Genomic DNA, 12,744 nt, shown 5'->3' with positions numbered 1-12,744 from the left:
CCACACACAAACACACACTCTGTCTCTCACTCTCCGCTGAGTAGGTTCCGGGGTTGGCTTTTCCGGCGCCGCCGCGGGTGCTGTGCGGCCCCGGGGGGGGGGGGCCCCCCCGCACGTCGTCGACGGGGCGTCGCTGCCGCCGCGTTGAGCGAACGGTGATACTGGGGTTCCGCGTACGGGAGGCCGCCGGGCCGCCCAAAGCGGCAGCGCTGTTCCGATGACTGCGAGGGGAGCCGTCCATGACCACGGCGAAGGACCTGTTCATCATCGCCATGGATCCGCAAGCCGCCCGTTCCGTCGGGCAGGGGGACCTGTCGCTCGCCCTGGCGGGCGCCGAGCTGATCGACCTCATCGGTACGGGAGCCGTGGCCCTGGACGGTGACCGCATCGTGCCCGGCACGCCCCCGGCGCGGGACGACCACCTCCTCGACGAGGCGGCGGCGGCGCTCACCCGGCAGTCGCCGTACGAGCGGGTGGAGGACTGGCTGTGGCGCCGGGGCCGCGACCTCTCGGCCGCCTACCAGCGCGCCCTCGAGGAGGACGGCCAGCTGACGAGCGAACGACGCGGCCGGCTGCCCTTCGGGGCCTCACGCATGGAGCTGGTCGATTCGCCCGCCCGTCGACAGGCGCTCAGCCGCCTGGAAGCGGACGAGCCCGTGATCTGCGCGCTCACCGCCGCCGTGGGCATCGACCGCGGCCGGCCCGCGGACGAACCGGACCTCGACGGCGAGCCGTCCCCGGACGACGACGAGGCGGTGACGACGGTGCTGGCCGTCGTCAACGACGCCGTGATGGAACTGGAAGCCGTACGCCAGAGGCGGTCCATCGAGAAGGCCGCGTTCGCCAACGTCTGGCGCGGGCCGTGACCCGGAGGCCTCGGCCGGACCTGCCGTGACGCCCCCGCGCCCCGTCCCGCCCCGCGCGAGTACCCCGTACCCGCCCGAAAGGGTGAATCAGCCCCGAAACAGGGCGCGGAGCGGCGCCGCACACCGCACTGTGCAGCGAGGCGGATACCGCGCAGGGGGATGCGGTAGGGGCGGGAAGCGGGGTGGGGTCGGATGGACGCGGGTCGACCTGAGGGGCGACGGCGGGCCTCGTTGCGAGAGCGGGCCGGCTACCGGTTCGACCGCACGCTGGCCCGCAGCACCGGGACCCTGATGGGCTGGCTGGTGATCACCTGCCTGGCCGTCGTCGTCCCCGTGAGCACCCTGCTCGTCTGGACGGACCCGGGATCCCCACGGTCACTGTCGGGCCGGCTGACGGCCGCCTGGCGGACCAGCGCCGAGACGCTGCGCCTGGGCGCCGTGACCGGAACGCCGCTGCGCATGGCGCTCGCCGCGTTGCTCGGGCTGGTGGCCCTGCTGTGCGTGTCCACGCTGGTCGGGGTGATCACCACGGGACTGGCCGACCGGATGGCCGAGCTGAGCCGGGGCCGGTCGACCGTCCTGGAGCAGGGGCACGTCGTGGTGCTCGGCTGGTCGGACCAGGCGGGTACCGTAGTGAGCGAGCTGGCCGCGGCCCAGGCCCCGGACCGGCCCCGGGCCATCGTGCTGCTCGCCGATCAGGACAAGACCGGGATGGAGCGGGCGCTCGCCGCGCGGATGGGTCCGGGCGCCGGTCGTGGCGGACGCGCCCGCGTCATCTGCCGGAGCGGGCCCGCGAGCGATCCCGGTGTCCTCGCCCTGGTCAGCCCGCAGACGGCGAGCACGGTACTGGTGCTGTCCTCGGGAGAACCGGACGCGGACGCGGAGGTGCTGCGGATCCTGCTGGCCCTGCGGGCGGTCCTCGGCGGGGGCGCGGACGGGCCGCCGGTGCTGGCCGCGGTGCGCGAGGACCGGTACCACGCACCGGCGCGGATCGCCGCCGGCCCGCGCGGTACGGTCCTGCGGACCGACACCGTCACGGCCCGGCTGATCGCCCAGTGCGTGGGCCGCCCCGGCCTCTCCCTCGTCCTGCGGGACCTGCTCGACTTCGCCGGGGACGAGTTCCACGTCGTCGACGCGGGCCCGTTCCACGGTGGTCCCTTCGGCGCCGCGCTGCTGGGCTACGCGGACTCCTGCGTGGTCGGGCTGCTCACCCCGGAGGGCCGTACGGTGCTGAGCCCGCCGGCCGGCACCCTCGTCGAGCCGGGGAGCCGCCTGATCGTCGTTACCCGCGACGAGGACTCGGCGCGGCCGGAGGACTGTGAGCACCTCGTCGACCCGTCGGCGGTCAGTACGGTCCCGCCGACGCCCGAGGAGGCGTCGCGGCTGCTCCTGCTCGGGTGGAACCGGCGGGCTCCCCTCGTGGTCGGGCAGTTGCGCCGGACGGCCCGGCCGGGTTCGGTGCTCGACGTGGTCACGGACCTCACCGTGCCCGGCCCCCGGGCTCCGGAGGCGCCCCCTGCGAGGGGGCGGGAGCCGGCGACGGAGCAGGAGCCGGCGCGAGCGCCGGCACGAGCGAGCGCCGGCCCGCACGAGCCGACGCGCGAGCCGGGACACGAGACGACGCGCGAGCCAGGACACGAGACGACGCGCGAGCCGGGACACGAACCGGCGGCCGGAGCCACGGCTCCGCCGCCTCTGGCCGTGCGCTTCCGGTCCGCGCCCCTGTCACGTCCCGAGACCCTGCTGGACCTCGACCTCTCCCGGTACGACGGCCTGGTCGTCCTCGGCCCCGAACCGGGCGCGGGTCCCGACCGCCCCGATGACTGGACGCTCGTCACCCTGCTGGGGCTGCGCCTGCTGGAGGAGCGCACCGCCCGGAAGCTGCGCGTGGTCACCGAACTCACCGACGACCGCAACCGGCCCCTGGCGCCCGTCGGTCCCGGCTCCGACATCATCGTCAGCGGGAACCTGACCGGACTGCTCATGGCCCAGATCGCCCAGAACCGGCACCTCGCGCCCGTGTTCGACGAGCTGTTCTCCGCCGACGGCAGCACGGTGAGGCTGTGCCCGGTGGGGACGTACGTCCGCCCGGGCAGCGAGGCGAGCTTCGCCACCGTCGTCGCCGCCGCCCGCGCCCGCGGGGAGTGCGCCATCGGGTACCGGCTGCACGAGCGGCGCGCCGTGTCACCGGACCACGGTCTGCGGCTCAACCCGCACAAGGCCGCACGCCACCTCTGGAGTCCCGAGGACGAGGTGATCGTGGTGTCGGCCGACCCCACCGGGCACGACGACCCCGCGCAGGGCCGTTCCCGACCGGTCTCGGCGGGTCGCGATGTGCCGCGGTGACGAGTCCTCCCGCCCGGTCACGAGGGCAGGGAGCCGCCCTCCGCCCGGCGAAGCTCTCCGGCGGCCAGGACGACATACGCGGCGCCCAGGAAGAGGAGCCCCGGGATCGCGAACATGCTGCGCTGGTCGCTCTCCAGCACAGCCTGGTACCGGCTCGGGGAGACCTCGACCGTGCCGCGCGCACGGGGCGTGGTGTCGAAGGCGAAGAACCGGCCCTCCTTCGTCTCCGCGGACTGCAGGTTCCCCTCGCCCGCCGTGCTGAGGACCGTCATCACCACACCCGACACGGCCAAAGCGCCAAGTACCGCCTGGGTCTTGCGAGGAAGGCACCGGAAGGCCAGCCACACCGCGTACCGGTCCGCGCGCGTCAGGAACAAGCGCACCAGAGCGGATATGAAGAGGGGGAAGAGCAGCACGACGATCGCCACCAGCGGCCACCGCGCCCCGGTCAGCGGCAAGGTTCCGGGCAGCCAGGTCAGTGCGGTCAGCACCAGCAGCGTGACGCCCAGCACGGTCGCGACACCGCCGTGCATCTTGTAGGTCCATCCCATGCTCCGCAGCCTGCCACAGGAACCGTTGAACGCCCACCGGCACGACGCCGAACACCCGTCCGCGTCCAGCCTTTTCGGCGATCGGCCGGTGCGCCGACGGAGCGCTCTGTACGGTGAATTCGGCTACGCCGCGCAGCGGTTCGAGCACCCTGAGCTCCGACCCGCCCGCCCATCCTGGTGAGTTCGTCTCCGTGCGACCGAGTTCGACCAAGGAGAAGACATGAGCACCCACACGCCTCCCGCTCCCTATCCGAGCCTCCTGCGCTGGTTCGGTGGAGACGCGCCCGATACGGACAAGATCGTCGTCGAGCTCGTGGCGATGACGAGGAACGACGACTACGCGCGTCTGCTGTCGGTCCTGGAACTCCTCGACGAACAGGCGGCCTTCGGCGCGGCCCTGCGGGTGTCCTTCCCGCAGCTCGACGTCCGCGCACCCGTGTTCGCGGCGCCCGGGCAGCCCTTGAAGAAACTGGTCCGCGAAACGCTGAGGTCGGCGGGCGCGCACTGCCTCGCCTCCCTCGCCCTCGGCGAGCCCGCGGACGCCTTCAGCCCCCTCTTCTTCTCGGAGCAGGCCGGCGAACTCCGGTACAAGAAGGCGGGCGTCCACGGGACGGTCCAGGGGCGACGCGCCCCGTTCCGCGTCGGCGCCCAGGGGCGGCTCTACGTCACCAGCGCCGACCACCCGCTGAAGTGCTGGATACAGAAGGGCGGCGCCGACGCGACGGCCCAGCACATCGTCGGTTGCGTGCCCGGCGGGCAGGCCGGCGGATACACCGCCCTGAGCGCGCAGGGCAGCAGCACCTGGGACCACACCTTCGGCGGAGACCTCGCCCGGCCCGAAGGCCTGATCGACGCGATCGCGGCCAGCGAGGCCTTCGGGGCGGTCACGTGGGACGCCTCGTACTGCACCGCGGGCTGGGTCGACTCCCTGATGCCGACCCTCAGCACGCGCGGCGCCGTCCGCGTTCCCGGAGGGGTGACGAAGATCGGCCAGAACGTCCACTCGTCAACCGTGGTGGGCAGCGCGTGGCTGCCCGGCCTCGACGACGTCGATTGCAAGCAGGACGCGTTCCCCGCCGGCTGGACGGCCGGAGTGAAGGCCTCGCTCTGCCCCAGGGCCACGGGCCACGCCGACCTCGCGACCATCGCGAGGTTCTGCGGGATCTTGAAGCTCGCCGGATTCCGGCAGGAGAAGGACGCCGACCTGGAGGCGCGGATCAGCTACCTCCTCACCCACCACCCCACCGAGAAGGAGACGCTGCGCAAGCTCCCGAACATCGCCAAGTACTACGCGCAACTCTTCTGATCCTGCGGCGGCGTACGGCGCTCAGTCGACCTGGAGTTCGCCCATCCGGCTCCAGCCGGTCGCGCCCTCGATGGTCGTGCTGACGATCTCGGGCGTACGGGTGACCAGCGGGCGCATGGTGTCCAGGGCGGCGCGGAAGTGCGCGGAGGTGACGTGCGCCTCCGCGGCGCCGTCCTGGAACGCCTCGACCAGGACGTAGGTGTCCGGCTCTTCCAGGCTGCGGGACCACTCGAACCACAGGTTGCCGGGTTCGGCCCGGGTGGCGCGGGTGAAGGCCGCGACCTTCTCGGGCCACTGGTCGACGTACTCGCGCTTGACGGGGAACTTCACCACAATGAAGATCATTCACTCATTGTAGACACGGCCGCGGACACGAGCTCCCGGTCCTCGGCGAGGACGCCGGCGATGCCCCGCGCGAGACAGGGGATCCGGTGCGCCGGGATCCCCGCGACGTTGAACCGGCCCGAGGCGGTCCCGTAGACGGCGAACCGGCTGCGCAGCCCGTGCATCTGATCCGGCGTGAGCGGCAGCATGGAGAACATGCCCTTCTGCCGGGCGAGGACGTCCGCCTGCGTGCCCCAGCCCAGGGCGCTCAGGTGCGCGCTCAGATCGGTCCGGTTGGCCGTGATCCGCTCCCTCATGACGTCCAGTTCGGCCCGCCAGGCGGCCCGCAGCCCGTCGTCCTCGAGGATGGCGGTCACCACCGCGGCGCCGTGCTCCGGCGGCATCGAGTACTGCGTCCGGGCGGCGTTCTGCAGTGCCGTCTCGGCGTGCCGCAGCGACGGGCGGGACGCGCCGATCACCACGGCGCAGCCCGTCCGGTCGCTGTAGAGGCCGAAGTTCTTCGAACAGCTGATGGCGAGGAACATCTCCGGCACCCGCTCCGCGAGCATCCGCGTGGCCGCCAGGTCCGCTTCGAGGCCGTCGCCGAGTCCGTGGTAGGCGAGGTCGACGAACGGGACCCAGCCGGCCCGGCCGGCGAGCGCCGCCAGCGCCTCCCAGGTCGTGGCGTCCGGATCGACTCCGGTGGGGTTGTGGCAGCACCCCTGGAGCAGCACGACGTCGTCGCGGCCGGCGGCTCCCAGGTCGTGCAGCATGCCCGCGGTGTCGGCCCGCCCGTCCCCGTCGATCCAGCGGTACGTGCGCACCTTCAGGCCGGCGGCCTCCAGGATGGGCTGGTGGTTGACGTAGGCGGGGTCGCTGATCCACACCGTGGTGCCCGGGCGGGTCCGGCAGATCAGATCGGCCAGCAGCCGCAGCGCGCCGCTGCCCGCGACGGTCTGGACCGCCACGGCCCGGTCCGCCGCGCCGCCGGTGCCCAGGACCATCGACAGCATGGCGCGGTTGAAGGCGGTGTTGCCGGAGAGCCCGCGGTACTCCTTGGACTCGGAGCGCTCCGCCAGGCGTATCTCCGCCTCGCGGACGGCGGCCATGACCGGGGTGCCGCCCGTGTGGTCGCGGTAGACGCCGAGGACGAGGTTCAGGCGTTCGGCCCGGCGGTCGGCTTCGAACGCCGCGGTCAGGTCCCAGAGCGGGTCCACGGGCGGCGGGAGGAGGAGCTCAAGCATGCGCGGGACCCTTGGAGTGCGGAGGGGCGTGGTGGCCGGCGTCGGGACCGGTGACGGGCCGGGGGGACCGCGGCCGGGGGCGCCGGTTGGCGAGGACGACTCCGGCGGTGATGAGGGGCACGCCGATGAGCACGCCGAGCGTCGGGGACTCGTCGAGCAGGGGGACGGCGAGCAGGACGACGGCGACGGGGCTGAGGCTCCCGATCACGGAACTGCGTTCCGCGCCGAGCCTGCGGATGGCGAACGCGTACAGCAGCCCGGCGCACAGGCCGACGCCGAGGCCCTGCACCAGCAGGAACAGCAGGATGTCGGAGCCGGCGGCGGACGCCAGGCCGGTGGGGAGCACGCCGGTCAGCACCAGGAGCGCCATCACCACGAAGGAGGGCAGGCACAGCAGGCCGATCGATCCGACGGGGTCCAGGTCCACCTCCTTCAGGCCGACGGTGTAGAGGGCCCACAGCCCGCTGGCGACGAGGAGGATGCCGGCGCCGGCCAGGACGTCCGTGTCCAGCGGGACGACGTGGTGCCAGACCAGTGCGACCACGCCCACGGCGATCAGCGCGAGCCCGGCCGCCTGCGTCCCCCGGGGCATGCCCCGGCCGCCGGCGATCATGAGCGCGCAGACGAAGAGCGGGACCATCCCGGGGATGAGCGAGCCGACGAACGCCGCCGAGGTCAGCGAGCCGCCGTACATCGCCGCGAGGAAGAACGGGACGCCCGCGCCACAGACGATCTTGGCCGCGGTGGCCGGGCGTACCGCGGCGATGCGCCGGCGGCGGCGCCACAACGCGGGCGCGAGGATCAGGACCGGGACTCCGAAGCGCAGCAGGGCGGCGTCGGCGGGCCGGAGGGAGGAGGCGCTCAAGGCCCGGGCGCTGAGCGCGAAGGCCGCCCAGATGGCCACGGTCACCAGCAGCGCCGGCATCCCCAGCGCCTGGGGGGAGAGCCGGCCGAGGCCGGCCGCCCCGGTCCGCGGGGGGCTCGCCACGGCCCCGCTCTGCGGGGGGCTCGTCGCGGGCCCGGTGTTCGTCGTGACCAAGGAGGTCCTCCAGCTCAGGGGGCCGGATCCGGCCAAAGGCAACGCTAGGGCCTTGCCCGGGGCAGGCGATTGCCAGTTCTGCCCTTCAGGCATAGCTTTGGGGCAGAATCTGCCAAGAAACGACCGTGAACACGGTCGCCGACCGTCGGGAGTGACCGTGGACGCGGTCGATCTGCACATCATCCGCGCGCTGCAGGCCGACGGAAGGCTGTCCAACCAGGACCTCGCCGACCGGGTCAGGCTCTCCCCGTCGCCCTGCCTGCGCCGCGTGAGGCGGCTGGAGGAAGCGGGTCTCATCCGCGGATACACGGCGATGGTCGACCAGGTGGGCTTCGGGCTCCCGATCACCGTCTTCGTACGGATACGCCTGGAGCGCCACACGGGGGAGGCGGTCAGGGTGTTCGAAGAGCACGTCGCGGTCATCGAGCACATCCAGGACTGCTACCTGATGGCGGGAAGCAGCGACTACCTGCTCCGCGTCGTCATCGAAAGCCTCCAGGCGTACGAAGCCCTGGTGCGCGACCGGATCCACGCCATTCCCGGGATCGCCTCGATCGAATCGAGCTTCGCGTACGGCAGCGTGAAGCAGTCCAGGATCTACCCGGCTCCCGCGTAGGTCCGCCCGTTCAGTGTTCCGCGGGGTCCGGCAGCGGCTGTTCGGACCAGATGATCTTTCCGTCGGCCGTGTAACGGGTGCCCCACCGGCGGCCGATCTGAGCCACCAGGAAGAGCCCGCGGCCTCCTTCGTCCGTGGTCGCGGCGTACCGCAGGTGTGGTGAGGTGCTGCTCCCGTCCGAGACCTCGCAGGTCAGCAGCTTGTCGTCGAACAGCAGCCGGACACGGACCGGTGCGCTGCCGTGCCGGATGGCGTTCGTGACGAGTTCGCTGAGGACGAGCTCCGTGCCGAAGGCGAGCTCGGACAGGCCCCATTCCTCCAGTTTCGCCACGGCACGGGCCCGCACCTGTCCGACGGCGCTCGGCTCGAACGGCACCTCCCAGTCGGCGATGCGGTCCGCGCCCAGCGCCCGCGTCCGCGCGACCAGGACGGCCACGTCGTCCCGGGGGTGGACCGGCAGCAGCCCTTTCAGGATCGCCCGGCAGGTCTCGTGCGGCCCCCGGTCGGCGTGGGTGAGGGCCGCACGGAGCAGCTCGAGGCCCTCGTCGATGTCCCGCCCCGGGTCCTCGATCAGGCCGTCGGTGTACAGCACCAGCTGCGAGCCCTCGCTCAGGTCCAGCTCGGCCGACTCGAAGGGGAAGCCGCCCAGGCCCAGGGGCGCACCGGGGGGCAGGTCGGGAATCTCCGTGGAGCCGTCCGGGCGCACCACGAACGGTGGCACGTGCCCCGCGCGGGCCACCGTGCACCGCTGGGTCACCGCGTCGTACACGGCGTACAGGCAGGTCGCTCCGAGCAGTCCGCCGCCGTCGGCGCCGCCCTCCCGGCTCTGGTCGATGTACTGGACGAGGTCGTCGAGGCGGGCCAGGAGCTCGTCGGGGGGCAGGTCCAGGGACGAGAAGTTGAGCACGGCCGTGCGCAGCTGGCCCATGGTGGCCGCGGCGTGCAGCCCGTGGCCGACGACGTCTCCCACGACCAGTGCGACCCGGCTGCCGGGCAGCGGAATCACGTCGAACCAGTCGCCGCCGACCCCGGCATGGGCGGGCAGGTAGTAGTGCGCCACCTCCACGGCGCTCTGCTCGGGCAGGTCGCGCGGCAGCAGGCTGTGCTGGAGCGTCACGGCCATGGCGTGCTCGCGGGTGTAGCGGCGGGCGTTGTCGATGGTGACGCCCGCCCGGGCCACGAGCTCCTCGGCGAGCGAGAGGTCCTCGTCGTTGAAGGGTTCCGGTTTCCGCGAGCGCCAGAAGTTGGCCACGCCCAGTACGACGCCGCGGGCCGTGAGGGGAGCGGTGATCAGGGAGTGGATCCCGAAGTCGATGATCTCCTGAGCCCGCGGCGGGTCCTGGGCGTGCCAGCCGGGTGCGTCGGTGAGCGCGGCGACCACCTCGGCCTTGCCGCTGCTGAGGCCGCGCGCCTGCGGGGTGGACGGCACGAAGTCGATCAGCCGGCCGCGCGGGTAGAGCGGCGCGCCGTCGCGGATTCCGCTGACCCCGGTGCGGCGCAGCTCCGCGTCCGGGGTGGGCTCGTCCCCGTGGAGCACGGGCTCGGCCAGGTCCACGGTCACGTAGTCCGCGAAGCGCGGTACGGCGACGTCGGCGAGCTCCTGGGCCGTCCGCTCCACGTCGAGGGTGGTGCCGACGCCGACGCCGGCGTCGTACAGCAGCCTCAGCCGCCTGCGGGCCGCGTCGGCCCGGGTGCTGAGGACGCGCATGTCGGTGGTGTCGCGGATGGTGACGGCAGCCCCCTCGGGGCCGCCTCCCGCCCGCGTCGGCCTCTGGTTGAACACCAGCAGCCGGTCCCCGGCCTCGTGCACCTCGTCGGTGGCCTCCCGGCCGGACATCAGGAGGTCGGCCACGTGCTGATCGAGGCCCGGCAGCTCCCGGACGAGTGACCCCTCGGCATCCGCGGGAAGCCGGAGCAAACGCTTCGCCTCGTCGTTCGCGAGCAGCAGCCGGCCCGCGCCGTCGGTGATCAGCACTCCCTCGCGGACGGCGTGCAGCACCGCGTCGTGGTGCTCGTACATCCGGGTCATCTCGAGCGGGCCCAGACCGTGGGTCTGGCGGCGCAGGCGTCTGCTGATCAGCGCCGCGCCCGCGGTGGCCAGCGCGAGCCCGGCCGCGCTGACCCCGAGGATCACGGGGAGCTGCCGGCCGGCCACACCGGCGACGTTCTTCACGGTGAGGCCCGCGGACACCAGTGCCACGACCCGGCCGTCGTCGGAGAAGACCGGCACCACGGCCTGGATCTCGTTGCCCAGCGGACCGTGCACGCTCTCCGTGTACACGTGACCGGCCAGCGAGGGCGCGATCGTGCCGACGAACCGTTTTCCGATGCGGTCGGGGAGGGGATGGGTGTAGCGGATCCCCTCGGTGTCCATGACCACGATGAAGTCCACCCCGGCGGCCTTGCGCGTCGACTCGGTGACCGGCTGGAGGATCGCGGAGGGATCGGGGGCACGGAGGGCCGCGGGGAGCCCGATGGAGTGCGCGAAGGTCTGGGCGACCGCCACGGACCGGGTACGGGCCTCGCGGTCGACGTCGTGGCGGGACTGGAGCACGAGCGCCAGCACCGCACCGGCGGCGAGCAGCACCACGATCGCCACCTGGAGGACGAATACCTGCCGGGCGACGCTTCGCGGGCGGTTCCCGCTCAGTGACCGCACCGACGTCCCCGGTACGGGTTGCAAGGATGCGTCACGAAATCAGTTGTAGCACTGTCGGCCGCTCGTGGTACGTCGGACAGCCATTCCACGCCGTCGACGTGGCGCGCCGCCCGCGTCGCGGAGGCCACGAACGGCATGGCGCGTATGGCCTCCGTGGTGTGGGCGGCGCGCCGAGAACGGTGAAGGGGCCGACCGGCGGTGGTCGCCCGACGGTGGACCCGCCTGATGGACCAGGGCGGGCTTCGCGCACGCGCCGAAGCCCCGTACCGCCTGCCACGGCCGGAGCGCGGTCTTGCCGGTCCTCACGGCGGCCGCTCGGGCGTTCCACCCCGCGCCGCCCGCTCGCGGCGGTGGCCGCCTCGCTGGTGGCCCCGCCCGTCCGGTCCGGCCCCACGGGCTTCCCGCGTCCCCCCGACGTCCCTGGTGCGCGCCCGGGCGTCCGTACGGCCCGCCGGGATCGCCCGAGCCTTCGGCACCTCCCGCTCCACCCCGCTGTGCACCGTCCCCGGCTGCTGGGGGACCGCACGGACCGGCCGACGTGGACGGCCCCTGGTCGTCTCCACGGCGACCCTCGGTCAGGATTCGCTCGCGGTCTCCCACGCGAAGCCGTCGGGATCGGTGAAGGGGGCGGTGTGGCCGCCGATCACGATCCGGTGCGAGCCGGTACCGTCGGGAGAGACACCGACGTCCTTGGCGAGCGCGCGGTGCCCGTAGAGCGCCAACGTGACGGGGCCCGGACCGGTGGCGAACTCGGTGTACTTGCGGCCGAAGCTCTTCGCCACGGTGAGGCCGGCGTCGACGTAGAACCGCTTGCTCGCCGCCATGTCCGCGACTCCGAGCAGGAGCACGATCTCGTCGATCGTCCGGGTGTCCGGGCCGGTGTCCTTCCTCGCCGAGGTCGCCACCTTCCAGATGGTCCCGTCCGGGGCCCGCACGACGCCTCCGTAGCCCCAGAACGACTTGGTGACCGGTTTCAGGGCCGTGGCGCCGGCGTCGATGGCGGCGTCGACGAAGCCCTTGACGGTGGCCGGCTGGGAGACCGTGAGGGAGAGGGTGAATCCGCGGAACCCCGTCGTGGGCGCCTCCGAGGCGCGCACACCGATGCGGGTGCCCAGGCCGAAAGCGGCGGTGTGGAAGCTGTCGGCGGCGGCGGGATCGGCCACCTCGAGGGTGACGGATGCGAGGGAAGTCATGCCGATCACGCTAGGCGTGTGCCGGGGCGCGGTGCTTCTCGAATCCTGACCGATCCGCCGATCCGCCGATCCGCGGATCCGCTCCTGGGCCGTCTCGGCCGTCTCGGTAGACCGGACCGGTCGGACCGGTCGGCCGGCCGACATCGACGGGCGCGGGAGTCAGCGCTCCGACAGCTCCGACGGGGCTTCCTGAACCACCCAGCCGTTGCCGTCCGGGTCGCTGAAGGTCAGGAAGGAGTTCCAGGTGTCGCCCTTGCCGTCCTCCCAGCCCGTCGCGCCGACGTGCCGCACCGGCGAGACGTCCACCCCTCGTCCCGCCAGCTCCTCGCGCGCCGCCTCGATGTCCGTCACGCAGAGCTGCAGGCCGTGCAGCGTGCCCGGGGCCATCTGGCGCGCTCCGGGTGACGCGGGCATGCCGTGCTCCAGCACGACCGAGCAGCGGGAGCCGGGCGGGGTCAGCTGGATGATGCGGATGCCGGGGGCGACCTCGCTGTCGAGGTCGACCGTGAAGCCGACCTTGTCGGCGTAGAACTCCTTCGCCCGGTCCATGTCGGCGACGGGGATCGGGACCACTTCGAGCGTCCAGTTCATGACGGGCTC

11 protein-coding genes are annotated in these 12,744 nt (G+C 72.9%); 4 read left to right on the top strand and 7 right to left on the bottom strand.

Annotation, left to right across the window (positions count from 1 at the left end; all coding sequences use genetic code 11):
• Positions 1 to 239 precede the first annotated feature (239 nt).
• Entirely contained in the window at positions 240 to 866 is a 627-nt protein-coding gene (locus ACWF9Z_RS25345) for a GOLPH3/VPS74 family protein (RefSeq protein WP_453605471.1), read from the top strand.
• A gap of 192 nt (positions 867 to 1,058) precedes the next feature.
• Positions 1,059 to 3,212 carry a CASTOR/POLLUX-related putative ion channel gene (locus tag ACWF9Z_RS25340; protein ID WP_453605469.1) on the top strand — a complete coding sequence of 718 codons (2,154 nt, stop codon included), beginning with the start codon at positions 1,059 to 1,061 and terminating at the stop codon, positions 3,210 to 3,212.
• Between the two features lie 17 nt (positions 3,213 to 3,229).
• Here ACWF9Z_RS25340 and ACWF9Z_RS25335 read toward each other — a convergent pair whose 3' ends face one another.
• A complete protein-coding gene (locus tag ACWF9Z_RS25335) occupies positions 3,230 to 3,763 on the bottom strand; it encodes a hypothetical protein (protein WP_453605467.1) in 534 nt (177 codons plus the stop codon).
• A 220-nt stretch (positions 3,764 to 3,983) separates the two neighbouring features.
• On the opposite strand from ACWF9Z_RS25335, the gene ACWF9Z_RS25330 reads away from it, so the two are divergent.
• Positions 3,984 to 5,069, top strand: coding sequence for a hypothetical protein (locus tag ACWF9Z_RS25330; RefSeq protein WP_453605466.1), 1,086 nt, complete (start codon positions 3,984 to 3,986; stop codon positions 5,067 to 5,069).
• Positions 5,070 to 5,090: 21 nt separating this feature from the next.
• Here ACWF9Z_RS25330 and ACWF9Z_RS25325 read toward each other — a convergent pair whose 3' ends face one another.
• Genes ACWF9Z_RS25325 through ACWF9Z_RS25315 form a run of 3 tightly spaced genes read right to left on the bottom strand, consistent with a single transcriptional unit; the run spans position 5,091 to position 7,676 of the window.
• Positions 5,091 to 5,414 carry a putative quinol monooxygenase gene (locus ACWF9Z_RS25325; protein ID WP_453605464.1) on the bottom strand — a complete coding sequence of 108 codons (324 nt, stop codon included), beginning with the start codon at positions 5,412 to 5,414 and terminating at the stop codon, positions 5,091 to 5,093.
• Positions 5,411 to 6,637 carry an amino acid aminotransferase gene (locus ACWF9Z_RS25320; protein WP_453605462.1) on the bottom strand — a complete coding sequence of 409 codons (1,227 nt, stop codon included), beginning with the start codon at positions 6,635 to 6,637 and terminating at the stop codon, positions 5,411 to 5,413. The genes ACWF9Z_RS25325 and ACWF9Z_RS25320 overlap by 4 nt, the downstream gene beginning before the upstream one ends.
• Positions 6,630 to 7,676, bottom strand: a complete 1,047-nt coding sequence (locus ACWF9Z_RS25315) for a DMT family transporter (protein ID WP_453605460.1) — start codon at positions 7,674 to 7,676, stop codon at positions 6,630 to 6,632. The genes ACWF9Z_RS25320 and ACWF9Z_RS25315 overlap by 8 nt, the downstream gene beginning before the upstream one ends.
• A gap of 157 nt (positions 7,677 to 7,833) precedes the next feature.
• On the opposite strand from ACWF9Z_RS25315, the gene ACWF9Z_RS25310 reads away from it, so the two are divergent.
• A complete protein-coding gene (locus tag ACWF9Z_RS25310; RefSeq protein WP_453605458.1) occupies positions 7,834 to 8,292 on the top strand; it encodes an Lrp/AsnC family transcriptional regulator in 459 nt (152 codons plus the stop codon).
• Between the two features lie 10 nt (positions 8,293 to 8,302).
• Here ACWF9Z_RS25310 and ACWF9Z_RS25305 read toward each other — a convergent pair whose 3' ends face one another.
• From ACWF9Z_RS25305 to ACWF9Z_RS25295, 3 genes are all read right to left on the bottom strand, one after another.
• The gene (locus tag ACWF9Z_RS25305) at positions 8,303 to 10,951 is read right to left on the bottom strand and encodes a SpoIIE family protein phosphatase (RefSeq protein ID WP_453605456.1); all 2,649 of its coding nucleotides are present in this window, start codon (positions 10,949 to 10,951) and stop codon (positions 8,303 to 8,305) included.
• Positions 10,952 to 11,526: 575 nt separating this feature from the next.
• On the bottom strand, positions 11,527 to 12,144 hold the full coding sequence (locus ACWF9Z_RS25300) for a glyoxalase (RefSeq protein WP_453605454.1): 618 nt from the start codon (positions 12,142 to 12,144) through the stop codon (positions 11,527 to 11,529).
• 159 nt (positions 12,145 to 12,303) lie between these two features.
• On the bottom strand, positions 12,304 to 12,735 hold the full coding sequence (locus ACWF9Z_RS25295; protein ID WP_453605452.1) for a VOC family protein: 432 nt from the start codon (positions 12,733 to 12,735) through the stop codon (positions 12,304 to 12,306).
• Between the last annotated feature and the right edge of the window lie 9 nt (positions 12,736 to 12,744).

It is taken from the genome of Streptomyces sp. NPDC054961 (assembly GCF_053609145.1).
The sequence above is the reverse complement of the archived record's forward strand: the minus strand, read 5'-3'. Positions and strand labels throughout refer to the sequence as shown.